This window comes from Rhodococcus opacus, from assembly GCF_012396235.1.
Classification (GTDB): Bacteria; Actinomycetota; Actinomycetes; order Mycobacteriales; family Mycobacteriaceae; genus Rhodococcus_F; species Rhodococcus_F opacus.
The window spans coordinates 179,557-202,740 of record NZ_JAAXPA010000006.1; the positions used below are offsets into that span (position 1 = coordinate 179,557).

A 23,184-nucleotide genomic window follows, 5' to 3' on the forward strand; every position below is an offset into this window, starting at 1 on the left:
TGAACGATGAATCAGGAACTGTCTGTGGCCGACTACGTGATCGTGGGGTCGGGTTCGGCAGGTGCCGTGCTGGCCGACCGGCTCAGCGCCGACTCCGGCAGCGAGGTCGCGGTCCTCGAGGCCGGTGGTGAGGACAAGGACAAGTTCGCGCACATCCCCGCCGCGTTCTCGAAACTGTTTCGCAGCGAGATGGATTGGGACTACCTGACCGAGCCGCAACCCGGGCTCGGTGGGCGGAGTATCTACTGGCCGCGCGGCAAGATGCTCGGCGGCTCGTCGTCGATGAACGCGATGATGTGGGTGCGCGGATTCGCCGCCGACTACGACGAGTGGGCCGAACTCACCGACGACTCCTGGTCGTTCAAGGAAGTGGTCAAGTACTTCCGCCGCATCGAGAACGTGCAGGACGCGTCGGACGCCGACAGCGGAACCGGCGGACCGATCGTCGTCTCGCAGCAGCGGAGCCCGCGCGCTCTCACCGGGTCGTTCCTGGCGGCGGCCGAGGAGACCGGCTATCCCGTCGAGCGGGCGAACGCCACTCGACCCGACGGTTTCTCACAGACCATGGTGACGCAGAAGCGGGGTGCTCGGTGGAGTACCGCCGACGCCTACCTCCGACCGGCGCTGAAACGGAAGAATCTGACCGTCCTCACCGGCGCCCAGGCCACCAGGGTTCTGTTCGAGGGCTCCGCGGCCGTCGGCGTCGAGTACGAGAAGGACGGGGTGCGACGCACCATCCGCGCCGCAAAGGAAGTGATCCTCGCCGGCGGGGCGATCAACTCCCCGCAACTCCTCATGCTGTCGGGCATCGGCGACGAGGCACAGTTGCGCGAGCACGGAATCGCGGTGCAGCAGCACCTGCCGGAGGTCGGGAAGAATCTGCTCGACCATCTGGTGTCGTTCCTCGGCTACAGCGTCGACTCGGACTCGCTGTTCGCCGCCGAGAAGATCCCCGAGCTGCTCAACTACCTGACCCGTCGCCGGGGCATGCTCACGTCGAACGTGGCCGAGGCGTACGGCTTCACGCGCAGTCGGGACGATCTGGCACTGCCCGACCTCGAGATGATCTTCGGGCCCGCGCCGTTCTTCGACGAGGGCCTCATCCCGGCAACCGGTCACGCCGCGGTGATCGGCACCATCCTCGTGAAACCCGAGAGTCGAGGCGAGATCTCGCTGCGGTCGGCCGATCCCCTCGCCAAGCCGATCATCGATCCCCGCTACCTCAGCGACAGCGGCGGAGTCGACCGGCGGGCGATGCTCGAAGGACTGCGCCTGTGCGACACCCTCGCATCGGCTCCGGCGCTGAAGTCGCGGCTCGGCAACATGATTCGCCCGGCCGTCACGCCGAGCACGCCACTCGACGAGATTCTCGCCCGGGCACTGCAGGAGAACGCCCACACGCTCTACCACCCGGTTGGGACGTGCCGCATGGGCAACGACGACGCCAGCGTCGTCACGCCCGACCTGCGGGTGCGAGGGGTCGACAAACTGCGCGTCGCCGACGCGTCGATCATGCCGGCCATCATCCGCGGGCACACCCACGCACCCTCCGTCCTCATCGGTGAGCGGGCGTCGGATCTGATCCGCAACTCGTAGGGCGCTTCGCGCCCCGTGCGCCTTTTTGGTAGCGCTGGCAACCAGAAAGGCGCACGGGCGGCGGAGCCGCCTAGTACCGGCGCGCCGCGTAGAACGGCATCGAATCGAGGGGCGCCTCCTTCACCGGCTGCCCGGCGGTGGGCGCGTGGACGACCGTGCCGTTCCCGGCGTAGAGCCCGACGTGGTTCGCCCCGTTGAACAGGACGAGATCACCCGGCTGCAGGCTGCCCTTGTCGACGGGCGATCCACCGTTCACCTGGTCGTAGGTGGTGCGAGGCACGGAGATGCCCGCCTGCTTGTACGCCCACTGCACCAGACCCGAGCAATCGAAGGCGTTCGGCCCCGTTGCGCCCCAGACGTACGGCGATCCGATCTTCGATTCGGCGGCCGCGAGAGCCTGCGCGCCGTGGGTGGACGGCAACGCCGGCGGGGCAGGCAACGGTCCCGGGAGAGGCCCAGGGTTCGGAGCCGGAGCCGGAGCCGGAGCCGGCGGCACCGGCGGCACGCCTGGTACCTCGAACGTCCCAATCCCTGGGATCGTGATCGGCTCCGCTGCAGCGGGAGCAACGGGAAGCAGAAATGCTCCCACTCCCACACCGGCGGCGATCAGAAGACCGCCGGTCGAAAACTGCAGACGATTGCCCCGACGCAATCTATGCTTGGCCATTGAGCTGAGTCCTTCAATTCATGAGGTTCCGGCGACATCAGCGCCGCTCGGACGAGACGTTAGATAACATCCCGGTCACGGACTCAGCGGACAACGGCCGAATGGCCCATACACATACCTATTTTCGCAATCCAGGTATATAACGATCAGATCTCGAACCGACCGGTCAGTCACGAAACTTCAGAAACAGGTATGCCTTCAGGCAATTCGGCCCGTTACCGAAGGCATGCGCGTCGTCCACGCTGTTGGGCGTGTCACTGATCCAGAATTCAGAACCCGAGATCTTCGGGGAACCCGCAGATGCGGACGCCGCGACCCTCACTGTCGTAGGGCGCGGCTCACCCGTCGTCTTCCTGCACGGATGGGGGCTCACCCCGCGGGTGTACGGCCGCAGCCTGTCGATGCTCGCCCAGCAGGGGCATCGCGTCGTCACTCCGACGCTCCCCGGCTTCGGCGGAACTCCCGACCATCCGCCCGAGGCCCGCACCTTCGCGGGTTACGCGGCCTGGCTGGGACGGTTCCTCGACGAGGCGGGAATCAGCGAACCGGTGACACTGGTCGGCCACTCCTTCGGCGGGGGCGTCGCCATTCAGGCCGCCCACGACCTTCCGGAGCGGGTCGCGCGCCTGGTGCTCGTCAACTCCGTCGGCGGTGGCGCCTGGTCGTCCGACGGTTGGGGAATCCGGCCCATCGGCGAGAGGCCGCTGTGGGACTGGGGCGCTTCGGCGCTGGGTGAGGCGCTGTCGATCCGGACCATCGCGCACACGACGGCGTCGCTCGTCAACGGGTTCCTGCCCAACACGCTGCGGGATCCGCGTGCGGTCTGGCGCACCGCGCACCTGGCCAGACAGGCGGACCTGCGCCACGAACTCGGCGTCCTCGCCGACCGGGGCCTACCGGTCTCCCTCGTCTGGGGTCGCGGGGACCGGACTATTCCGCTCGCCAGCTTCGAGTCGATGCGGAAGGCACTCCGCAATCCGACCGTCCTCACCGTGCCGGGCGGTCACGGCTGGCTGATCCACGACCCCACCTCGTTCGCCGACACCGTCCGCCGGGCACTCCGCAGCCCGTGAGTGGTTGACGAGTCCAGAGACTCGCTAACCACGCACGGGCGACGAAGCCACCGGTCGGACCAGCCGGGTCGATGAAGCGCTCGGCCGCCATGGGAACTGCGAGTACGCAGATTTCGACGCGTGGTGCCACAAGCCTCCGCGTCGGCCGTAACCTCGCTCCATGACCCCGCGCGAACCCCGCCGCAGTTCTGCGCGGCGAAGTCCAGTTCTCGTCGTCCTTGCCGGACTGCCGGGATCGGGAAAGTCGACGATCGCACGGGGGCTGGCGCAATCACTCGGTGCAGCACACGTGCGCATCGACAGCATCGAACAGGCCATTCTCGACTCGTCTCTTGCAGCACCGTCGGTCGCAGAGGCCGGCTACCGGGTGGGATACGCCGTGGCCCGCGACATCCTGCGCGGCAACGTCTCCGTTGTCGCCGACTCGGTCAATCCGATCGACGTGACCAGAGATGCGTGGCGGACAGTCGCGCGCGACCTCGATGCGTCACTCGCCGAGATCGAGGTCGTCTGCTCGGACGAGCAGGAACACCGGCGTCGCGTCGAGACCCGCGTCGTCGATGTGGCAGGTCTGCGGGTTCCCACTTGGTCGGACGTCGTCCGACGCGAATACCAGCCCGTCGATTCTTCCGTGCACGTCCTGGACACGGCAGGCCGGGACGCGACCGCGTGCATCGACGAAGCCTTGGCCGTGGTCAGCGCCGTGGGGCGCCCGCGGTAGCGGGACCGGGTCAGGACGCGACGGTGCGCAACCAGCGGAACCGGCTGCGGTGGAACACGATCGGCTCGATCTCGGACTGCACCCTCAGTTCGTTGATCCGCAGGACCACGATCGCGTGATCCCCGGCAGGCACCTGTTGGGTGACGGTGGTGTCCAGCCACACCGACGCTCCGTCGATGAACAGCGCACCGCCGTCGGTGGTTTCGGTGTCGAGGCCCGCGAACCGGTCGCCGGTCTTCGCGGCCAGCACGCGGGCGGCCGCGTCGTGCGCCTCACCGAGCACGCTGATCCCGACGTGGGCGAGGCCCGCGAGTTTCGGCCACGTGGTGGACGTGTTCTGCACGCAGAACGCGACCAGCGGCGGCTCCAGCGACACGGGCACGAACGTGCTCGCCGCCATCCCGACGCGCTCACCGTCGACTTCGGCGCAGACGGCGACGACACCGCTCGGGAAATGTCCGAACGCCTCCCGGAGCGAAGTCTTGTCCAGTGTGCCGTCTGCCTGCGTCATGAGAGTTCCGTCCGGGTCCGGGCCGCCGCGGTGAGGATCGGACCCCACCGCTCGGCGTAGTCGGCGATACGTGTGTCGGTCGTGTAAGTGGTGTCGATGAGGTAGAGGCCCGGCGCCGGGGCCGTCGCGCCGAGTTCGACGAGCACCGGCTTGAGCAGCAGGTCCGGCGCCATGGCGTGGGCGGGCCCGGCCCCGAGCATCAGCGGCACCACCACGACGTCCTTCAGGCCGTCGCCGGTCGCGAACTGGTCGAGGAACAGCTTCAGCACGCCCGTGTACGAGGCCTTGAACGTCGGGCTGGCGAACACGACGAGATCCGACGACGCCACCGTCTCCACGGCCGCCGCGACCACCTTCTCGTCCCCCCACCCGAGCAGTCCCGCCCCGAGCTCGATCACATCGACCGTGAAATCCGCGGCGGCACCCGTCACCGCGGTCGCGACCAGACCGGCCGCGTCCAGCGTCCGTGAACCGGGCTTGGGATTGCCCGCCACTACCGTTACCTTCATTGCTTCATCACCTCTCGCATGCTTTCCCGCCACCCTAGAGCACTCGGTGGTTCCGGTCGAATACTGTAGGGCAGGAACGGAAGTCGAGACACGGTCCTTCGAATCAGGGCGATCCAAACCATTCCGCGCGGCGCCCGGAGGCGCTACCTTGCCAGTGGCCGCACTCCGTGGCCATTCGATCGATCGTGGGGATTTTCCGTGAAGTTCAGCCGTTCTCTCGCCCTTGCCGCCGTTCCTCTCCTGGCGGCACTGACAGCGTGCTCCGGTGGATCCGGCGGCGCCGATGGCGACACGGTCCGGATCGGAACCACCGAGGCCAGCGACCGCTCGTGGGAAATCTTCGAGGACAAGGCGAAGGACGCGGGTATCACGCTCGACGTCGTGAACTTTTCCGACTACTCGCAGCCGAACATCGCCCTGTCACAGGGGCAGATCGACGCCAATCTCTTCCAGCACCTGCAGTTCCTCGGCGAGTACAACACCGGCGCCGACGACGACCTCACCCCGATCGGCGCCACCCAGATCGTGCCCCTCGGCCTGTACTCGCAGAAGCACCGGAGCCTCGCCGACATTCCGCAGGGCGGCGAGATCGCAATCCCCAACGACCCCAGCAACCAGGCTCGTGCCCTGTTCGTGCTGAAGGGCGCCGGCCCGCTCACGCTGACCGGCGACAACCCGTCCCCCACGCCCGCCGACATCGACACGACTGCGTCCAAGGTGAAGGTGACCCCGGTCGACGCCGCGCAGACGGCGCTGTCGCTCGCATCCGTCGACGGCGCGATCGTCAACAACACATTCCTCGAGCGTTCGGGCATCGACCCCACATCCGCTCTCTACAAGGACGACCCGTCGAGTCCCGCCGTAGATGACACCGATCGTCCGATTCGAATCCGTCACGAAAACCTTCCAGTCGGGAAAGAAGACGCTCACCGCTGTCGACGCCCTGGATCTCACCATCGAGAGGGGTGAGATCTTCGGGGTCATCGGCTACTCGGGCGCCGGGAAGAGCACGCTGGTTCGGCTGATCAACGGCCTGGAACGCCCGACGAGTGGGCGCGTCGTCGTCGACGACGTCGACATCACCGCGCTGTCGGAATCGAAACTCCGACACGTACGCGCGAAGATCGGGATGATCTTCCAGCAGTTCAACCTGTTCCGCTCGCGGACCGTCGCCGGGAATGTCGCATACCCCCTCGTCGTGACGGGGTGGCCGCGGCAGAAGCGCCGCGAACGCGTCGCCGAACTGCTCACGTTCGTGGGCCTCTCCGACAAGGCACGGGTCTACCCCGACCAGTTGTCCGGCGGGCAGAAGCAGCGGGTCGGGATCGCCCGCGCGCGCGACGTCGCCGAACCTGCTGCTCGCCGACGAGTCCACCAGCGCCCTGGACCCGGAAACCACGCGGGACGTACTAAGTCTGCTCCGCAAGGTGAACCGGGAACTCGGGGTCACGATCGTGGTGATCACGCACGAGATGGACGTCGTCCGGGCCGTCGCGGATCGTGTCGCCGTCCTGGCGGAGGGTCGCGTCGTGGAGCTCGGCACGGTGTTCGACGTCTTCTCGGAACCACAGGCGCCGGCGTCGAAGAGCTTCGTGAGCACGATCCTGCGCAACCGCCCGGAGCCCGCCGACCTGGAACGGCTGCGCTCGCGTTTCGGCGGCCGGATCGTCACCGCCGACGTGCGCGACGGCAGCCGGATCGGCGACGTTCTCTCCGACGCGGGCGGGCACGGTGTGCGGTTCGAGATCGTCTACGGCGGCATCACCACCCTGCAGGACCGCTCGTTCGGCAGTCTCACGCTCGAGCTCGTCGGTCCGGACGACGGCATCGACGACGTGATCCGCCGGTTGCGGACCGTCACCGACGTCGAGGAAGTACAGGCATGACCACGAACTGGGACAAGCTGCGCCCCGTACTGTTCGAATCCATCGGCACGACCATCTACATGGTGGTGATCACGCTGGTGGTCGGCGGGCTGATCGGGCTCGTGGTGGGAACACTGGTGTACGCCACGAGGAAGGGCGGGATTCTCCAGAACACGGCGGCCTACACGGTGCTGAACATCCTGGTGAACATCGTCCGGCCGATTCCGTTCATCATCCTGCTCGCCGCACTGGGGCCCGTCACCCTTGCCGTGGTAGGCCGGACCATCGGAACCGAGGCCGCGATCTTCGTGATGATCATCGCGTCGTCGTTCGCCATCGCACGCATCGTGGAACAGAATCTGGTGACCGTCGACCCCGGCGTGATCGAGGCTGCCCGCGCGATGGGCGCGGGACCCCTGCGGATCATCGTCACCCTGCTGATCCCGGAAGCCCTGGGCCCGTTGATCCTCGGTTACACATTCGTCCTCATCGGCATCGTCGACATGTCCGCGATGGCGGGGACGATCGGCGGCGGCGGGCTCGGCGACTTCGCCATCGTCTACGGGTATCAGCGCTTCAACTGGCAGGTGACCCTTGTCGCCACCCTCGTCATCATCCTGCTCGTCCAGGCTTCCCAGTTCTTCGGCAACTGGCTGGCGCGAAAGGTGCTGCGCCGCTGACCCGTGAGTACTTGTTAACCGCCCGCGGTTAACAAGTACTCACGGGCGGGACGCCCTTGACCGGGATACTCGCCGCGAGTAAGGATGAATATGTTCTGTGCGCGGCGATGTCATTCCCGGAGAGAGGAATTCACACCCCCATGACCAATGGCGGCGCACCCGTTACCTACGGCCGCACGAGGGCCGCGCGCAGAGCGCGAGGGGATGTGTCATGGCAGACATCGAAGTCGACTATTGCGTCGTAGGCGCCGGATTCGCCGGACTGACGGCGGCACTGCGCTTGAAACAGGCCGGACAATCGGTCGCGCTGCTGGAGGCGCGTGACCGGATCGGCGGGCGGACGTTCACCATGGTCCGCGAGGACGGTTCGTGGATCGATCGGGGCGGTGCGTGGATCGGGCCGGGACAGGACCGGATCTACGCCCTGATGGACGAATTCGGCGTCAAGAGCTACAAGCAGTACACCGACGGCGAGGCGATGATGGTCGTCGACGGCAAGCAGTACCGGTACAAGGGGACGATTCCCCTGACGATGAGTCCCTGGGCGGCCGCGAATCTCGGCGCCGTGTTCGTCGAACTCGGCGAGATGTGCAAGACGATTCCGCTCGAGGCGCCGTGGGAGGCGAAGAAGGCAGCGAAGTGGGACGCGATCAGCCTCGCCAAATGGCTGGGCGACAACACGCTGTCCAAGCCGGCCCACGACCTTCTCGAGACCGCCATCGCCGGCTGCTACACGTCCGCGGCGTCCGAGGTGTCGATGCTGTTCGTCCTGTACCAGATGGCGTCCGGCGGCGGTCCGAGTTTCGTTCTCGGTGTGAAGGACGCGGCCGAGGACGCGCGGCCGGTCGGCGGAATGGGTGCCGTCTACCGTCCGATGGCGGCCGCGATCGGCGACGCACTCCATCTGTCACAACCCGTCCGGGACATCGCGCAGGACGGCGACGGCGTGACCGTCCGATCCGCGGATATGGCGGTGCGGGCCCGGAGGGCCATCGTCGCGGTCCCCCTCGCGATCGCGAGCCAGATCCTCTACGAGCCGCTCCTGCCGATGGATCGGTCCTTCCTGCACCAGAGGATGCCGAGCGGCGCGGTCATGAAGATCGCCGTCGTCTACGACGAACCCTTCTGGCGCGCGGACGGATTGTCCGGGCAGTCCGCGGCACCCGACTCCCCCGCGACCGTCACCATCGACGCGAGCACCGACACGGGGCGCCCCGGTGTTCTGTGCGTGATCGTCGAGGGACCGATCGCCCGCACGCTGGGGACGCTGTCGGAAGCGGAACGGAAGAAAGCGGTGCTCGGCGAGTTGACCGCGAGGTTCGGAGCCAAAGCTGCCTCCCCCGTCGACTACATCGAGCAGAACTGGAGCGTCGAGCGGTACTCCGGCGGCGGCATGCTCAGCCATGCGCCGACGGGAGTGCTCACCCAGTTCGGCCACGCCCTCCGCAAGCCGTGCGGTCGCATTCACTGGGCAGGCACGGAGAGTTCGTCCGTGATGTGCGGCTGGGTCGACGGGGCCATCCGGTCCGGGGAGCGCGCCGCCCGGGAAGTCACCGAACACGACGGCGCGCTGTCACCCGCCCGCGCTCAGTAATAGACGGCGCCCGGAGCACCCCCGCCGACGGCAACCGCGTCGCCGGTGATCCCGACGCTGCGCGGTGACGCCAGGAACGTGACGACGTCCGCGACCTCGCTCGCGTCGATCAACCGGTGGATCGAGTTGGTAGCCAGCCGCGACTCCAACTCGGCGACCGGCACACCTTCCGCCTCGGACTGCGCCGCCAGCCGGTCGACGAGCCGTTCCGTCCGCGTCAGCCCCGGATGCACCACCGTCACGTTGATTCCGTGCGGTCCCAGTTCGTCGGCGAGGTTCTTCGTCAGCGCCGACACACCGACGTTCCGCACGGTCTGCGCGATGGAATTGGCCTGGCGTGCACCGAGCCCGCTGATATTGATGATCCGTCCCCACCCCTGCTCCACGAGGTGCGGTGCCACCGCGCGGGCGGTCCGCAGGTAGCCGAGCACCTTGATCTCGAGTTCGGCGCGCACCACGTCGTCGGTGGTGGACGCGAAGTCGCTCGGCTTGCCCGCGCTCCACGGTGTGGCCGCGGCGTTCACGAGAATGTCGACGCCGCCGAGTTCGTCCACCGTCCGCTGCACGAGGGCGCGCACCGAATCATCGTCGCCGGTGTCGGTGGGTACTCCGATCACCCGCCGCCCGGTCTCCTGCGACAGCGTCTTCGCCGCCAGTTCCAGCGCCTCGACGCCCCTGGCCGCGAGCACCACGTCGACCCCCTCCGACGCGAGGCTGCGCGCGATCGCGAAACCGATTCCGCGGCTGCCGCCGGTGACGACGGCCCGCTTGCCGCCCAGACCGAGATCCATGTCGTTCTCCTCATCTCCGCTGTCCGCCCCTCGGTTCGAGGGTAGGACCGCGACGGTCGGGAGTCACCGATTCGGTTCAGCGTGAGGCCAATTGCGCTCCGCGCCCGTGCGCCTTTTTGGTAGCAGTCACTACCAAAAAGGCGCACGGGCGGCGAAGCCGCCTACGCCGGCCTCGCGGCCGATGCCGAACTGCTTGTACCCGCCGAACGGGGCGTTGGTGTCGAACCTCCCGCCGTTCACCTCGACCTGGCCGGCGCGCAACTGTCGCGCGACGCGGTCGGCGCGGTCCTGGTCCCCGGACCAGATGCCGGCGGCGAGTCCGTACTCCGTTGCGTTGGCGATCCGCACCGCGTCGTCCTCGTCCCGGTACCCGATGATCGACAGGACGGGGCCGAAGATCTCCTCCTTGGCGACCACCTCGGGATGTCCGGCGATCGCCTCGCCCACGACGGGCCCGAATCCGCTGACGAGGTTGAACACGCCTGCCGGCAGACCGATTTCGTCGAAGATGTCGGTGAGCGCCTACGTGGCGAGCGGTGCCACCTCGGTCGGCTCGAGCACGACGGTGCATCCCGCGGCCAGAGCACCGCCGACCTTGAGCACCACCCGGTGGAGCGGGAAATTCCACGGGGTGATCGCCCCGACGACACCGACCGGCTCGCGCACGATCAGGGAGTTGCCCACCTCGTGGACGTCGAAGTCGGAGGTGGCGGCCAGTTCGGCGAACGCAGCGAGGTTCGCGAGCGGCATGCCGATCTGGATGGGCTTCGCGAATCCCAGCGGCATGCCCATGTCGCGGGACATCAGGGCGGTGAAGTCGTCGAGGCGCTCCTGGATCAGGGCAGCCGCTTCCTGGAGGTACTCGCCACGTTCCTTGCCGCTGAGCGCGGACCATGCGGGGAAGGCTGCTCGCGCGGCCTTCGCGGCGCGATCGACGTCGTCGGCGGTGCCCTCGGCGACCACCTGCGCCCCGCAGCCTACGACCGGATTCCTCCGGCAAGGGCGAATGAGATCTCCCCGAACCACGCACCGGGACGGCACCGATCGCGGACCATCGACGTACGGCAGCACATCGGCGAAGAGGAGCGATCAGATGCGCACGCAGTCACCGGCACGCACCCTTCTCGGCGTACTCGGAATCGCCGCCGTGCTCACCGCCTCGGCGTGCGGCTCGACGGACGACACGGGGACCGCCGAACCCTCGCGTGACATCACCTTCACGAGATCCGCGCCCACCGAGACGACCGCACCGCACCCCGACCGCTGCCTGATCGGCGAACTGCAGGTGACGCTCGGACAGGCGAGTGGGGCCGCCGGATCTCAGGAGATCCCGCTCGTCTTCACCAACACCGGCACCCGCAGCTGCGTTCTCCACGGATACCCGGGGGTCTCGTACGTCGCCGCCCCGGACGGTCCGCAGGTAGGTGCCGCGGCCGATCGGGACGGCGGCACCGAGAAACCGGTGACGGTCGCCCCGGGCGCACGGGCCACCGCAGCGGTGCGTGCCACGGTGGTGCAGAACTATCCCGCCGAGACGTGTGGCCCCACTCCGGTAGCGGGATTCCGGGTGTACCCACCCGACGACACCGGGTCGGTATTCCTCCCCTACCCCACCACCGGCTGTTCGCAGACCGGCGTGAAACAGCTGTCGGTACAGCCCGTGATCGGGTGACCTGGTTCACCCGCCCCGGGTGAGTCGGCTCACCCTGTTCGCGGCCTACCGTCGGGCTATCGGCTCGCGTCGGAGGAAGGCGGAGGCATGTTCGAGATCATTCGCGAAGTGCATTCCGAGGTTCGGCACCGCCGCGGTCCGCGGCACCACCACCATCTCCTCACCCGAGCGGAGCGCCGGTCGCGGATCCTGAAGCACTTCCACATGTGATCCGCCGGGGCGGCCGGCCCTCCGACCGGGCCTGTTCTTGCCTTCGCTAACAATTGGCGCGGATGGGTACTATCCGACGTCGTGACTGACAGCAGGCTGGAATCGGCGAAAGTGTCCAGAGACGACTCGGACGAGTCGCCGATCGGGACCCCGCCCCAGTCGTCTCGCCTCGATCAGTCGGTCCGCTCCGCCCGCCTTCTCGCGATCATCGCCTCCGTCGTCGGAGTGCTGCTCACGTTGTCGCTCCCGTTCCTTCCGGTCGAGCAGGACAGCGCGACCCTCACCTGGCCGCAGAACGGCAGCACCGGAAGCGTCGAGGCACCGCTCGTCACCTACGCGCCGCTGAGCCTCGACGTGCAGATCCCCTGTTCGGCGGTCGGTGAACTCGCCGACCGCGGCGGGATCCTGACCTCCACCGCCCCCGCGGGCGCCGCCGACGCCGGGAGGTATGGACTGGTCGCCAGGGTGAATCCCGCGACCCCGGACGGTCCCGCCGGCGTCGAGGTGCTGTTGCGGAACAAGGTGCTGCTGTCGTCGCCGCTGGACCAGCTACCCGCAGACTGCGCGCTCGTGGTGTCGTCGGATTCCACGCGGACCAGCGCCGGTTTCGTCGCGGCGGGCCAGGACGCACCGACCGTCGTCGACGGCGACCTCCGCCCGCAGATGGTGGGCATCTTCAGCGACCTCGACGGTGCGGCGCCCGACGGACTGCAGGTGACGGCCCAGATCGACAGCCGCTTTTCGTCGACGCCCTCGACCCTCAAGTTCGTCGCCATGGTGGTGGGCGCGCTCGCGACGATTCTGGCGCTGGTGGCGCTGCACCGTCTCGACAACGTGGACGGGCGCCGGGCACGACGATTCCTTCCCACCCGCTGGTGGTCGTTCGGGGTCGTCGACGCCGTCGTCATCGGCACGCTGGTGCTGTGGCACTTCATCGGCGCCTCCACCTCCGACGACGGCTATCAGTTCAACATGGCCCGCACGTCCGCGGCGGCGGGCTACATGGCCAATTACTTCCGCTGGTACGGCGTCCCGGAGGCGCCGTTCGGGTCTCCGTATTACGACGTCCTCGCGGTGCTGGCGAACATCACCCCGGCGAGCCCGTTCGTGCGTCTGCCCGCGCTGCTCGCCGGCGTCGTCGCGTGGCTGGTGATCAGCCGTGAAGTCGCACCGCGACTCGGCGCCGCGGTCCGGGGCAACCGGCTCGCGCTGTGGACCGGCGGACTGGTGTTCCTCGCGTTCTGGCTTCCGTACAACAACGGTCTGCGGCCCGAGCCGATCGTCGCGGTGGGCGTGCTGCTCACGTGGTGCTCGGTGGAACGTGCCGTCGCGACCCGGCGACTGCTGCCCGCCGCGGTGGCGATTCTGGTCGGTGCGGCCACGCTGACCGCGGGCCCGTCCGGGTTGATCTGTTTCGGCGCCCTGGTCGCGGGCGCCCGGCCGATCCTGCAGATCGTGATCGCGCGGGCCAAGACGGTCGGATACATCGCATTGCTGGCTCCGCTCGTCGCGTCGGGGACCGTGATCCTGGTGGCGGTGTTCGCCGACCAGACCCTCGCCGCCGTCATGGAGATGCAGCACGTTCACGCGATCGGCCCCAACGTCCCCTGGTTCGACGAATACCTCCGCTACCAGTACCTGCTGAACATCTCCGTCGACGGTTCGCTGTCGCGCCGGTTCGGCGTGTTCGTGATGGTGCTGAGCCTGGCCGTGACGGTTTTCGTGATGCTCCGCAAGGGCGGCCGGATTCCCGGGACGGCGGCCGGACCGTCGCGGCGGCTCATCGGCATCACGCTCGCCGCGATGGGGTTGATGATGTTCACGCCCACCAAGTGGACGCATCACTTCGGCATCTACGCCGGCCTCGCGGGGTCGCTCGCCGTCCTGGCGTCCGTGGCGGTGAGCACCGCCGTGGTGCGCTCGCCGCGCAACCGCGCCCTGTTCGCGGCCGCCGTGCTGTTCCTGCTGGCGATGTGCTTCACCAGCACCAACGGGTGGTGGTACGTGTCCAGCTACAGCGTCCCGTGGTGGGACAAGCCGGTGTCGATCGCCGGCCTCGGTGCGGGCACCATCCTGCTCGGCGCCACGCTGGTGATGCTGCTGATCGCGGCGTGGTGCTACTTCCGCGAGCCCTACACCCGGACCGAATCCGTGCGGCGACGCCGGTTGTGGGCGATTCCGCCGTTGACGGTGGCGGCCGCCGCGATGGTGCTGTTCGAGGTGCTGTCGATGGCGAAGGGCGCGGTCGCGCAGTACCCCGCGTTCTCCCTCGCCCGCTCCAATGTCGATGCCGTCACCGGCGCACCGTGCGGTCTCGCCAACGACGTCCTGCTCGAAACCGATCCGAACGCGTCGCTGCTGCAACCACTGTCCGGTGACGCCGCGACCGCTCTCGCGGGTACGGGCACCGTCGGCTTCACGCCGAACGGCGTCGCCGGCGACCTCAGTGCCGACGAGGAATCGTCGGATGCGGGCGTCGCCAACTCCGTCAAGACCGACAACACCGAGCAGACGGCGTCGAGCAACGCCGCGGGCACCGGCGGCGGCGCCGGCGCGGTGGGTGTCAACGGCAGCGCCGTGGCTCTGCCGTTCGGCCTCGACCCCGACCGCACGCCCGTCCTCGGCAGCGACGGCAGCGACGGCGACGCGTCACTGACCACGGGCTGGTACCGGTTGCCGAACCCCGAATCGGACGCGGGGGCGGGTGACATCGTCTCCATCGCCGCAGCGGGCCGCATCCGCTCCGTCGACGCGGACGGCGTCGTCACCTACGGGCAGAACCTCGAGGTGGAGTACGGCACCGCACAACCGGACGGCGCGGTCGCGGTGTCGGGACGCGTGACGCCGATCGATATCGGCCCGGCACCGTCCTGGCGGAATCTGCGCGTCCCGCTCGATTCCCTGCCGGACGATTCGGATGTCATCCGACTCGTGGCGTCGGATTCGGACAGTGATCCGCAGCAGTGGCTGGCGGTGACGCCGCCGCGTGTTCCCCGGACGCAGACACTGAACGACGTGATCGGATCCGACTCGCCCGTGATGATCGACTGGGCTGTGGGACTTGCATTTCCGTGCCAGCGACCGTTCGACCACCGCACGGGTGTCGCGGAGGCGCCCGAATACCGGATCCTCCCCGACCGTCCCGGCGCGATCATGACCAGCCTGTGGCAGGACCGGTACGGCGGAGGCCCGCTGGGCTGGATCGAGATGACCCGGGCGAGCCGCACCATACCGTCGTACCTGAGGGACGACTGGGACCGTGACTGGGGCGGAGTGGAGCAGTACTCCCCGCTCGACCCCGACGCGAAGACCGCGGAGATCGACACCACCCGGATTCAGCGTTCGGGCATGTGGAACCCGGCGCCGATCATCACGGCCTACTGAGCGTCGGTGACGCGCCCCTGAGCCGGGCGCGTCACCGATCACCTCAGAGTTCGAATTCCGCCGGAGCGATGCCGACGGCGAAACAGGCGTCGCGCACCACGTTTCGCTCGTGCTGGTCGAAGTTGCCGTCGGCGCCACCGATGACGATGCCGATCTGGATGACGGCACGTGCCTGATCCTGCTTGGACTTCAGCTTCGCGATGGTGGCGGTGGCCTCGATCTTGCCGAACTCGAAATCGGACTGCAGCTTGCTGCAGTACCAGTCGAACTTCTGGCTCAGCTCGTCCGACGGGAACACACTCAGCGCCTCGTTGCTGGTGATCAGCGCCGCAGTCTTCTGACGCTCGGACGGGTCGATGGTCCCGTCCGCCGCGGCGATGAGGGCGCACATGGCCATGCTGGCGTTGGCGAACTCCTTGTTCTGGAACTGTGCCGTCTTGGTCTTGAGCTGGCCGTTCATCTCGAACGCCTTTGCCTTCAGCTGATCCCAGAAAGCCATTGGACTCCTTCTTCGTGTGCCCACGCACGGTGCGTGTGGTGTCCAATTTGCCAGGTTTCACCCGAGGGCGTCGCCGCGGTCGGTCTACCAGCGCAGTCACAGGAATCCGCCGCTAGGGCCGCAACGCCTGCAGGCCTCCCGTCGGCACGTGGATCCACCCCTCCCGTTCGGCAATGGCGCGGTCGTCGCCCTCGGGTAGCGCTGTGCAGCCGACGGCCGCTGCCCGCGCGATGACGGCGGCCAGCACGGCGTCGAGAGCATCGTCCGATTCGCGGCAGATCGGCTGGAATGCACCGAGATCCATCCAGTCCGCGGCCGCCAGGAGCGCGTCGACCAACTCCCCCAGCGTCACCCGATTCTGCGCGCTCTTGTATCCGCGCGACACCAGGCCCCAGGTGCGCAGCGCGGCCGCCGGATACGCCTCGACCACGCGGCCGTCGACGCGTCCGACATCGACGCCGAGGTCACCGAGTTCCGCGAGGATTCCGGCGCAGCGTAACGCGACGTGCGCGATGAGATCGGCCGACACACTGAGCGGGGATATCCCCGTCGCGGCTTGCACCACGAGGTCGGTGCGCCGCTTGGTCAGCGGTCGACGCCCGTCGCGGTTGGCGAGACCGTTGGCCGCGGACAGTCGGCCGGCGTGGTGCTCGGACACCATCCGGACGAACGCGTCGGGCCAGCCGAACGGTGCATCGATACCGGTCCTGTCGCACGCCAGCACGGCCTCGATCACGGCGTCGTTCCCGGCTCCCAGCCGGACGGACTCGACGCGGGCCACACCGCCGGACCAGTCGATGATCGCCAGGGCGGTCTTCTTCGGTTCGGCCGCCAGGTCGACTCCCACGGTACGCATCGACCCAGGCTAGTCCGACCTGCTGAATCAGAATAAGTGATGCAACACATCAGTTAGTTGTTCTGTACAGATTCACTGCCTCCGACCATTGTGGTCTCCACTACTCGACCTAGAAGTGGCGCACTTGCGCCGTTCGGAGGATTGATGCCCGACACCCACGTCGCCCCGATGCTGGAGAAGCACACCATCGGGTTCGTCCCGGAATCCGATCGCCACGGCAAGGTTCGCGATCTGTTCACGCTGTGGTTCGGCGGCAACCTCGCCCCGCTACCGATCGTGACCGGTGCCCTCGGCCCCAGCCTGTTCGGACTCTCGCTGTGGTGGAGCCTCGTCGCATTCGTCGTCGGACATCTCGCCGGGGGCGCCCTGATGGCGTTGCATTCGGCGCAGGGACCCCAGATGGGGATCCCCCAGATGATCCAGAGCCGCGGACAGTTCGGCACGTTCGGGGCGCTCATCATCGTGGTGATCGCCGCCGTGATGTATCTCGGCTTCTTCTCGTCGAACATCGTCCTGGCCGGCCAGTCGATGCACGGGATCGTGAACGGCATACCCGTGGACGTGGGGATCGTGGCCGGCGCTCTCGGCTCCGCCGTCATCTGCGTCATCGGCTACCGGTTGATCCACATCCTCAACCGCATCGGAACCTGGGTCCTCGGAATCGGAATCCTGGTGGGCTTCTTCGCCATCCTCACCGGCGACCTGCCGTCGGACTTCCTCACGCGGGGCGACTTCAACTTCGCCGGTTGGCTGGCCACCGTGTCACTCGGCGCGCTCTGGCAGATCGCGTTCGCGCCCTACGTGTCCGACTACTCGCGGTACCTCCCCAAGGACGTCGGCGTGCCGTCGACGTTCTGGGCGACATACCTCGGCTGCACCCTCGGCTCGTTCCTCGCCTTCGCGTTCGGTGCGGTCGTCACGCTCGCCGCACCGATCGGCATGGGCACCATGGACGGCGTCAAGGCGACGACGGGAAGCCTCGGCAGCATCATGCTGGTGCTGTTCCTGCTCAGCGTCATCAGCCACAACGCGCTGAACCTGTACGGCGCCGTCCTCGCCATCATTACGTCCGTCCAGACATTCCGCGCCCGCTGGATTCCGACCGCCCGCGCCCGGGTGATCCTCTCGACGATCATCCTCGTCGCGGCCTCCGTCGTCGCCATCGCGCTGTCGGCCGACTTCGTGTCGCACTTCGTCGATCTGGTGGTCGTGCTTCTCGTCGTGCTGGTGCCGTGGACGGCGATCAACCTCATCGACTTCTACCTCATCCACAAGGGCGTCTACGACCTCGAGTCGATCTTCCGCTTCGACGGCGGCATCTACGGCCGCTTCAACTGGACGGCCGTCACCGCCTACCTGCTCGGCATCGTCGTCCAGATTCCGTTCATGGCCACGTCCCTCTACACGGGGCCCGTGTCCGCGTTCCTCGGCGGCGCCGACCTGTCCTGGGTCGCCGGGCTGGTGGTGACCGGGCCCATCTACCTGCTCCTCGCGCGGCGCGGCTCGACCGGAGCGAAGACCACCTCCGGCGCCACACCTGTGCCCGCCCGGCAGTAGTCCCCGAACACCGCACCGCCCGAGCCTGTTACAGGCTCGGGCGGTCTGCGTGGCGACCGCCCCTGTCCGCTCGGGCAGGATTCGCCGTTGTCCACCACCCGGCGGTGCCTGCTCGTTAGGGTCGAAAAAAGAGACCGTTCCGCCGGAGAGAGAGTTGTCGCAGATGTCCAATTTCCCGGGCCTCACCCACGTCGCGATCACCGTGTCCGACCTACCGGCCAGCACCGCCTGGTACACCGCACTGTTCGGATCGGCCCCCGTCCTCGACGAGGACGAGGAATCGGGGACCTTCCACCACACGGTGTTCGCGCTCGACGGCGGCATGCTCTTCGGCCTGCACACGCACCCCGACGCCGGCGCTCCCGCACGATTCGACGAACGGCAGGTCGGACTCGACCACATCGCGTTCCAGTGTTCCCCCGACACACTGCCCCGGTGGGTGGAGCGGCTCGATGCCCTCGGCATCGAGCACGGGGGCATCAAGACAGCGCACTACGGTTCGGGCATCTCGTTCCGTGACCCCGACAACATCGCGCTCGAATTCTTTGCCCCACCCGTGAGTACTTCTTAACGTCGGGCGGTTAACAAGTACTCACGGGCGGCGGAGCCGCAGGCGTCGAGCAGTGTCAGGGCGAGGGCCAGCGCGCCGTCGACGGCCGCCCGGTCTGCAGCGGGCGCGGCGCTGGCCGCGGCGAACTCGGCCTGATGGTTGACCGCGGGCGCCGAGTCGATTCCGATATAGGGGTGGATCGCGGGAATCACCTGCGAGACGTTGCCCATGTCGGTGGAGGCCCGGTTCATCAGCGAGTCCGCGCCGGTGCGGAACACGCGGCCCAGTCCCTCCGCGTGCCGGACGTACGACGCGAGCAGCGCCTCGTCGGTGCGGAACTCCGAGTACGGTTCGCTTTCCGGGGCGATGGTCAGTTCACAGCCGGTTGCGACGGCGCCGGCCTCGAAGCAGCGGGCCACGCGGGGCTCGATGCGGGCCAGTTCCTCCAGCGTCTCCGCGCGCACGTACCAGCGACCTTCGGTGCGCTGGGGAATGGCGTTGGGCGCCTCTCCCCCGCGGGTCATCATTCCGTGCACTCGCGTGCTCGACGGAAGCTGTTGGCGGAGCAGCCCGATGGCGACCTGCGCCACCGTGAACGCGTCGGCCGCGTTGACACCCCGTTCGGGGTACGCCGCGGCGTGTGCCGCCTTGCCGTCGTACCGGATGTGGCTGTGGGACACCGCGTACGGTTCGGCCCGGGCGACGTCGACCGGGCCGGGGTGGGCCATGACGGCGGCATGGACGCCCTCGAACGCACCGCGTTTCAGCATGTCGATCTTGCCGCCCCCGCCTTCCTCGGCGGGGGTGCCGAGCACCGACAGGGTGATGCCGAGGTCGTCGACCAGCGGGGCGAGGGCCAACGCCGTCCCCACCGAGATGGCGGAGATGACGTTGTGCCCGCACGCGTGTCCGAGCCCGGGGAGCGCGTCGTATTCCGCGCAGACCGCGAGGTGCAGCGGTCCGGAGCCGACGTGTGCGCGGAACGCAGTGGGCAGTCCGACGTACTGCTGCTCGACCGTGAAACCGGCGTCCGAAAGCACCCCGGCCACCCGGACGCACGAGCGTTCCTCCTCCCACGCGACCTCGGGGTGGGCGTGGAGGTCGTGCGACAGAGCCAGGATCCGGTCTTCCGCCCTCCTGGCTCCGTCACGAACCGCGGCGTCGGCGCTCACAGGTCCCCCGGCACGCCGTAGGACGGGGCGGCCGTCGGGTCGACACCGCGCACCCGGTAGTCCCGCTTCTGCGGTTCCCACACCGTCCACAGCCGGCGCAGTTCGCCGACCGGGTCGTCGTGCCAGTCGACGCGCAGATCGGTGACGGGCCAGGGCACGTCCTCGACCACCTGGACTCCCGCCGAGTGCACGGGCCCCGCCTCCCCGCCCGCGGTGACGGCCGCGGTGAGTCCGTCGAGCAGTCTGCCCTCGAACGTCGGGGCGGTACTCGACACGTAGCCGAACAGCAGCGACCGGATGACGCCTTCGTCGCGAAGCATGTTGCCGGCGACGGCGGCGCCGTTGCCCTGCGCGCTGCTGTGGATGCCCAGCGTCTGCGCGCCCGAGTGCACCGCGGTGCCGCCGTCCGCATCGACGATGACGACCTGGCGGTAGTCCGGGAACTTCTCCTGCGCGAGTGCGGTTTTCAGTGCGGTCTCCGCGTTCGCACCCGAGGCGAGTGCGTCGAGACCGATCGGCCCCAGCTGCGGGTTGGTCACGTTCTGGGAGGCGACGACGCCGACCCCGGACCGCACGTGCAGGCAGCGTGCGGCCACGGCGGGGCTCGAGGAGCAGACGACCATCCCGAACGCGCCCCCGGGATCACGGGCGACGAGTGAGAACGTCATGAGCTGATCACGGCCGTCGCGTCGATCTCGACGAGCCATTCGGGCCGGGCGAGGGCGTCGACGACGATGCCGGTGGACACCGGGTGCACGCCCTTCAGCCAGCGTCCGACCACTCGGTAGACGGTCTCGCGGTACCGGACGTCCACCAGGTAGATGGTGACCTTGACGACGTCCTCCAGCCGGCTGCCCGATTCCTTCAGCAGCATCGCGATGTTCGCCATCGCCTTCTCGGCCTGGGCCTCGACGTCGCCGATTCCCACCGACTCCCGGGTGTCGAGGTCCTGTCCGATCTGCCCGCGGAGATACACGACTCCGCCGGCGACGACGGCCTGGGCGAGGTCGTTGTCGAGGTTCTGTTCCGGGTACGTGTCGCGGGTGTTGAACGAGCGGATGCGGGTGTGGGTGGTCATGCCGCACCTCCGTCGACGTTGTCCGACAGTCCCGCTGCGGCCTTGACCAGCCCGAGCGGACCGTCGAAGTCGAAGTTGCGGTAGACGGCGGCGAGCTGCGCGAAAGGCGGCGACTGGGCGAAGAGCTGGAACGTCAGGCGATGTCCCGCGTAATCGCTGTTGAGCAGGTCGCGGGCGAACGCGAGGAGCTTGCGACGGTCGTCGGCCACCCAGTTGTCGTTGATGGAGTAGAACTTCTCCAGCCACGGCGCGACGTCGGGGTCGGCGAACGTGGCGGCGTCCGGGGTGATGCAGATCTGGCCGCCGCACAGCTCGCGGGCGATGTGCATCATCGCGGGCAGCTGGCTGAGCGCCATCACCCGGCCGGTGTAGAGCAGGGACTGGTTGGGCATGAGCAGGCCGCCGGGGCTGGGCTCGGCGAGGGAGATGGCCGCGGTGAGGTGGGCGTTGATCGTCTCCCGGTAGCAGGCGAGCTGAGCGAGCTTCTCCTGCACCGCCTGCTGCTTCTCGAGCCCGCTCTGCTTGACGTTCCAGAGTGCGGATCCGATCATCAGATCGGCGAGGTGCAGGGTGCGTTGCACGAACGGGAATGCGCTGTAGCGGTGCAGGGTGGAGCGGATGAACGTGGCCGCCCGAGTGTGCCGGTAGAACAGCACGCCTTCCCAGGGGATCTCGACGTTGTCGAACACGACGAGGGACTCGACCTCGTCGACGCGGTTGGCGAGCGGGTAGTCGGCGGACGGCGCACGGCCGGCGAACCCGTTGCGGGAGATGTACTTCAGCCCCGGCGCACCCATGTCGAGCACGAATCCGACGGCGTAGTCGGACAGTTCGCTGTTGCCCCAGTTGGCGATGGTGGGTTTGGTGAACGCCTGGTTGGAGTAGGCGGCGGCGGTCTCGTACTTCGCGCCGCGCACGACGATGCCGTTGTCGGTCTCCTTCACGACGTGCAGGAGCATGTCGGGGTCCTGATCTTGCGGCGCCTTGGACCGGTCGCCCTTGGGGTCGGTGTTCGCCGACACGTGGAACGGGTCCTCCCGGACCGACCGGTCCAGGTGGCGGCGGATGTTCTCCGAGAATCGCGGGTCCACCTCGTTGAGGACGTCCTGGCCGTCGAACAGCGACCACATCTCACCGATGGTCTCGTCACCGACGCGGGTGACCACGCCCCGGGTGTCCTCGAGTACCAGGTCGACGGCGGCGCGCTTGTCGAGCCAGTCCTGCTGCGTGCGGGGAAGCTTGTTGGCGATGGCGTTGCGTTCGCCGGATTCGGGATCGACGTAGGTCATCGCGTCCTGCGTGGCCTCGTCGTGTGCGAGGTCGTAGATGCGTGCCCGCACGTCGACGATCGGCTTGAACATGGGATGGTTGGCCACGTCCTTGACGCGTTCCCCGTCGACCCAGACCTCGCGGCCGTCCCTGATGGACTCCCTGTATTCGTCTCCGGTGCGGATCATTTCGTGCTCCTGGTCCTCGGCGCGGGGTGTGCGTCCGGGTAGTCGGGGAAGGTGGAAGGTTCGAACGCTGCGGGCTTGCTGTAGGTGTGGGAGGCGTACACGAGCGGTTCACCGGGGTGCGCCTCCACGGCGGCGACGCGCCCGATGTAGACGCGGTGGGTGCCGGCCTCGATGACGTCGTGGACGGTGCAGTCGAACGACGCGATCGCGTCGTGGACGCGGGGTGAGCCGGATTCGGCCACGGTCCAGTGCCCGCAGGTGAAGTCCCACCGCTGCTTGCCGGGCCAGGGGCGGCCGGCGAAGGTGTCGGCGACGTGATCGTGCTGGGTGGCAAGCACATTGACGCAGAAGACGCCGTTCTCGGAGATCGCGTCGTTGACCGGGCTTCGTCCGTGCAGGCAGACCAGCACCAGCGCCGGGTCGGCCGAGACGGAGCACATCGCGCTCACGGTCTGCGCGGCGCGCCCGCCGGGGCCGTCGGTCGCGACGACGGTGACTCCGGTGGCGACGGCGCCCATGGCCGCGACGAAGTTGACGGTCGAGCTGTCCGGCATCGGTGCGGCCACCGATGTTCGGGCCGTCGTTTCGACGGCGGCGTGACGGTCAGCGATCGGCATGACGGGCTCCTTTCTGTGTGCGGTGAGCGAGGAGTTCGTGCCGTTGCACCAATCTTGAGGTGCCCGGCGAAATCTGTACAACACAGATAAGTGGCGCACTGCATAAGGAAAAGTGATGAAGTGGG

The 23,184-nt window shown here is 68.0% G+C and carries 22 protein-coding genes and 2 pseudogenes; 12 read left to right on the forward strand and 12 right to left on the reverse strand.

What is annotated here, in order from left to right; all coding sequences use genetic code 11:
- Positions 1 to 6: 6 nt before the first annotated feature.
- The gene (locus HGB39_RS10165) at positions 7 to 1,596 is read left to right on the forward strand and encodes a GMC family oxidoreductase (protein WP_005570209.1); all 1,590 of its coding nucleotides are present in this window, start codon (positions 7 to 9) and stop codon (positions 1,594 to 1,596) included.
- Positions 1,597 to 1,666: 70 nt separating this feature from the next.
- Here the strand turns inward: HGB39_RS10165 and HGB39_RS10170 are convergent, their stop codons facing one another.
- The gene (locus tag HGB39_RS10170; RefSeq protein ID WP_043791664.1) at positions 1,667 to 2,263 is read right to left on the reverse strand and encodes a C40 family peptidase; all 597 of its coding nucleotides are present in this window, start codon (positions 2,261 to 2,263) and stop codon (positions 1,667 to 1,669) included.
- Positions 2,264 to 2,508: 245 nt separating this feature from the next.
- Here HGB39_RS10170 and HGB39_RS10175 point away from each other — a divergent pair, with 245 nt between their 5' ends.
- A complete protein-coding gene (locus tag HGB39_RS10175; protein WP_005570213.1) occupies positions 2,509 to 3,336 on the forward strand; it encodes an alpha/beta fold hydrolase in 828 nt (275 codons plus the stop codon).
- Positions 3,337 to 3,496: 160 nt separating this feature from the next.
- Positions 3,497 to 4,057, forward strand: coding sequence for a P-loop nucleotide/nucleoside kinase family protein (locus HGB39_RS10180; RefSeq protein ID WP_081276475.1), 561 nt, complete (start codon positions 3,497 to 3,499; stop codon positions 4,055 to 4,057).
- Between the two features lie 10 nt (positions 4,058 to 4,067).
- Here the strand turns inward: HGB39_RS10180 and HGB39_RS10185 are convergent, their stop codons facing one another.
- Entirely contained in the window at positions 4,068 to 4,568 is a 501-nt protein-coding gene (locus HGB39_RS10185; RefSeq protein ID WP_005252482.1) for a flavin reductase family protein, read from the reverse strand.
- Positions 4,565 to 5,077, reverse strand: coding sequence for an NAD(P)H-dependent oxidoreductase (locus tag HGB39_RS10190; RefSeq protein ID WP_043791671.1), 513 nt, complete (start codon positions 5,075 to 5,077; stop codon positions 4,565 to 4,567). Before HGB39_RS10190 ends, HGB39_RS10185 begins: the two co-directional genes overlap by 4 nt.
- A gap of 198 nt (positions 5,078 to 5,275) precedes the next feature.
- Between HGB39_RS10190 and HGB39_RS10195 the strand changes: the two genes are divergently transcribed.
- The 4 genes and pseudogenes from HGB39_RS10195 (at position 5,276) to HGB39_RS10210 (ending at position 9,216) form a co-directional block, all read left to right on the forward strand.
- Positions 5,276 to 6,046 carry a MetQ/NlpA family ABC transporter substrate-binding protein gene (locus HGB39_RS10195; RefSeq protein WP_005570217.1) on the forward strand — a complete coding sequence of 257 codons (771 nt, stop codon included), beginning with the start codon at positions 5,276 to 5,278 and terminating at the stop codon, positions 6,044 to 6,046.
- A pseudogene (locus tag HGB39_RS10200) lies at positions 5,943 to 6,963 on the forward strand (methionine ABC transporter ATP-binding protein). The gene HGB39_RS10195 and the pseudogene HGB39_RS10200 overlap by 104 nt, the downstream one beginning before the upstream one ends.
- Positions 6,960 to 7,622: a methionine ABC transporter permease gene (locus HGB39_RS10205; protein ID WP_005570222.1), complete on the forward strand. Its 663-nt coding sequence runs from the start codon at positions 6,960 to 6,962 to the stop codon at positions 7,620 to 7,622. The pseudogene HGB39_RS10200 and the gene HGB39_RS10205 overlap by 4 nt, the downstream one beginning before the upstream one ends.
- 211 nt (positions 7,623 to 7,833) lie before the next feature.
- Positions 7,834 to 9,216 carry a flavin monoamine oxidase family protein gene (locus HGB39_RS10210; RefSeq protein WP_005570224.1) on the forward strand — a complete coding sequence of 461 codons (1,383 nt, stop codon included), beginning with the start codon at positions 7,834 to 7,836 and terminating at the stop codon, positions 9,214 to 9,216.
- On the opposite strand, the gene HGB39_RS10215 is transcribed toward HGB39_RS10210, so the two are convergent.
- A complete protein-coding gene (locus HGB39_RS10215; RefSeq protein WP_005570226.1) occupies positions 9,210 to 10,007 on the reverse strand; it encodes an SDR family NAD(P)-dependent oxidoreductase in 798 nt (265 codons plus the stop codon). The two genes, HGB39_RS10210 and HGB39_RS10215, sit on opposite strands and share 7 nt — an antisense overlap.
- A 129-nt stretch (positions 10,008 to 10,136) precedes the next feature.
- Positions 10,137 to 11,078 (reverse strand): annotated as a pseudogene (locus HGB39_RS39565) (aldehyde dehydrogenase family protein).
- Positions 11,079 to 11,100: 22 nt separating this feature from the next.
- Here HGB39_RS39565 and HGB39_RS10225 point away from each other — a divergent pair.
- From HGB39_RS10225 to HGB39_RS10230, 3 genes are all read left to right on the forward strand, one after another.
- Positions 11,101 to 11,679, forward strand: a complete 579-nt coding sequence (locus HGB39_RS10225) for a DUF4232 domain-containing protein (RefSeq protein WP_005254020.1) — start codon at positions 11,101 to 11,103, stop codon at positions 11,677 to 11,679.
- A gap of 87 nt (positions 11,680 to 11,766) precedes the next feature.
- The gene (locus HGB39_RS39570; RefSeq protein WP_257014924.1) at positions 11,767 to 11,889 is read left to right on the forward strand and encodes a hypothetical protein; all 123 of its coding nucleotides are present in this window, start codon (positions 11,767 to 11,769) and stop codon (positions 11,887 to 11,889) included.
- Positions 11,890 to 12,000: 111 nt separating this feature from the next.
- The gene (locus HGB39_RS10230; protein ID WP_005571291.1) at positions 12,001 to 15,273 is read left to right on the forward strand and encodes an arabinosyltransferase domain-containing protein; all 3,273 of its coding nucleotides are present in this window, start codon (positions 12,001 to 12,003) and stop codon (positions 15,271 to 15,273) included.
- A 43-nt stretch (positions 15,274 to 15,316) separates the two neighbouring features.
- Here the strand turns inward: HGB39_RS10230 and HGB39_RS10235 are convergent, their stop codons facing one another.
- A complete protein-coding gene (locus tag HGB39_RS10235; protein WP_005254018.1) occupies positions 15,317 to 15,772 on the reverse strand; it encodes a tellurite resistance TerB family protein in 456 nt (151 codons plus the stop codon).
- 112 nt (positions 15,773 to 15,884) lie between these two features.
- The gene (locus HGB39_RS10240; RefSeq protein WP_043792373.1) at positions 15,885 to 16,628 is read right to left on the reverse strand and encodes a DUF429 domain-containing protein; all 744 of its coding nucleotides are present in this window, start codon (positions 16,626 to 16,628) and stop codon (positions 15,885 to 15,887) included.
- A gap of 144 nt (positions 16,629 to 16,772) precedes the next feature.
- Between HGB39_RS10240 and HGB39_RS10245 the strand changes: the two genes are divergently transcribed.
- Both HGB39_RS10245 and HGB39_RS10250 read left to right on the forward strand, forming a co-directional pair.
- On the forward strand, positions 16,773 to 18,185 hold the full coding sequence (locus tag HGB39_RS10245) for a purine-cytosine permease family protein (RefSeq protein ID WP_005571287.1): 1,413 nt from the start codon (positions 16,773 to 16,775) through the stop codon (positions 18,183 to 18,185).
- 163 nt (positions 18,186 to 18,348) lie between these two features.
- A complete protein-coding gene (locus tag HGB39_RS10250; RefSeq protein WP_005571286.1) occupies positions 18,349 to 18,756 on the forward strand; it encodes a VOC family protein in 408 nt (135 codons plus the stop codon).
- Here HGB39_RS10250 and HGB39_RS10255 read toward each other — a convergent pair.
- Genes HGB39_RS10255 through HGB39_RS10275 form a run of 5 tightly spaced genes read right to left on the reverse strand, consistent with a single transcriptional unit; the run spans position 18,753 to position 23,059 of the window.
- Positions 18,753 to 19,907 (reverse strand): M20 family metallopeptidase, encoded by a 1,155-nt coding sequence (locus tag HGB39_RS10255; RefSeq protein ID WP_005571283.1) that lies wholly within the window; start codon positions 19,905 to 19,907, stop codon positions 18,753 to 18,755. The genes HGB39_RS10250 and HGB39_RS10255 overlap by 4 nt on opposite strands.
- Positions 19,904 to 20,575 carry a DUF1028 domain-containing protein gene (locus tag HGB39_RS10260; protein ID WP_005571282.1) on the reverse strand — a complete coding sequence of 224 codons (672 nt, stop codon included), beginning with the start codon at positions 20,573 to 20,575 and terminating at the stop codon, positions 19,904 to 19,906. Before HGB39_RS10260 ends, HGB39_RS10255 begins: the two co-directional genes overlap by 4 nt.
- Entirely contained in the window at positions 20,572 to 20,985 is a 414-nt protein-coding gene (locus tag HGB39_RS10265; protein WP_005571280.1) for a RidA family protein, read from the reverse strand. The genes HGB39_RS10260 and HGB39_RS10265 overlap by 4 nt, the downstream gene beginning before the upstream one ends.
- Complete coding sequence (locus HGB39_RS10270) at positions 20,982 to 22,442, reverse strand: 4-hydroxyphenylacetate 3-hydroxylase family protein (RefSeq protein WP_005571278.1); 1,461 nt, start codon at positions 22,440 to 22,442, stop codon at positions 20,982 to 20,984. Before HGB39_RS10270 ends, HGB39_RS10265 begins: the two co-directional genes overlap by 4 nt.
- Entirely contained in the window at positions 22,439 to 23,059 is a 621-nt protein-coding gene (locus HGB39_RS10275) for a flavin reductase family protein (RefSeq protein ID WP_005254010.1), read from the reverse strand. Before HGB39_RS10275 ends, HGB39_RS10270 begins: the two co-directional genes overlap by 4 nt.
- Between the last annotated feature and the right edge of the window lie 125 nt (positions 23,060 to 23,184).

Coding starts and splice junctions, on each gene's coding strand:
- HGB39_RS10165 (WP_005570209.1), top strand. CDS start 7: ATGAATCAGGAACTGTCTGTGGCCGACTACGTGATCGTGGGGTCGGGT.
- HGB39_RS10170 (WP_043791664.1), bottom strand. CDS start 2,263: ATGGCCAAGCATAGATTGCGTCGGGGCAATCGTCTGCAGTTTTCGACC.
- HGB39_RS10180 (WP_081276475.1), top strand. CDS start 3,497: ATGACCCCGCGCGAACCCCGCCGCAGTTCTGCGCGGCGAAGTCCAGTT.
- HGB39_RS10185 (WP_005252482.1), bottom strand. CDS start 4,568: ATGACGCAGGCAGACGGCACACTGGACAAGACTTCGCTCCGGGAGGCG.
- HGB39_RS10190 (WP_043791671.1), bottom strand. CDS start 5,077: ATGAAGGTAACGGTAGTGGCGGGCAATCCCAAGCCCGGTTCACGGACG.
- HGB39_RS10205 (WP_005570222.1), top strand. CDS start 6,960: ATGACCACGAACTGGGACAAGCTGCGCCCCGTACTGTTCGAATCCATC.
- HGB39_RS10210 (WP_005570224.1), top strand. CDS start 7,834: ATGGCAGACATCGAAGTCGACTATTGCGTCGTAGGCGCCGGATTCGCC.
- HGB39_RS10215 (WP_005570226.1), bottom strand. CDS start 10,007: ATGGATCTCGGTCTGGGCGGCAAGCGGGCCGTCGTCACCGGCGGCAGC.
- HGB39_RS10225 (WP_005254020.1), top strand. CDS start 11,101: ATGCGCACGCAGTCACCGGCACGCACCCTTCTCGGCGTACTCGGAATC.
- HGB39_RS39570 (WP_257014924.1), top strand. CDS start 11,767: ATGTTCGAGATCATTCGCGAAGTGCATTCCGAGGTTCGGCACCGCCGC.
- HGB39_RS10235 (WP_005254018.1), bottom strand. CDS start 15,772: ATGGCTTTCTGGGATCAGCTGAAGGCAAAGGCGTTCGAGATGAACGGC.
- HGB39_RS10240 (WP_043792373.1), bottom strand. CDS start 16,628: ATGCGTACCGTGGGAGTCGACCTGGCGGCCGAACCGAAGAAGACCGCC.
- HGB39_RS10245 (WP_005571287.1), top strand. CDS start 16,773: ATGCCCGACACCCACGTCGCCCCGATGCTGGAGAAGCACACCATCGGG.
- HGB39_RS10250 (WP_005571286.1), top strand. CDS start 18,349: ATGTCCAATTTCCCGGGCCTCACCCACGTCGCGATCACCGTGTCCGAC.
- HGB39_RS10260 (WP_005571282.1), bottom strand. CDS start 20,575: ATGACGTTCTCACTCGTCGCCCGTGATCCCGGGGGCGCGTTCGGGATG.
- HGB39_RS10265 (WP_005571280.1), bottom strand. CDS start 20,985: ATGACCACCCACACCCGCATCCGCTCGTTCAACACCCGCGACACGTAC.
- HGB39_RS10270 (WP_005571278.1), bottom strand. CDS start 22,442: ATGATCCGCACCGGAGACGAATACAGGGAGTCCATCAGGGACGGCCGC.
- HGB39_RS10275 (WP_005254010.1), bottom strand. CDS start 23,059: ATGCCGATCGCTGACCGTCACGCCGCCGTCGAAACGACGGCCCGAACA.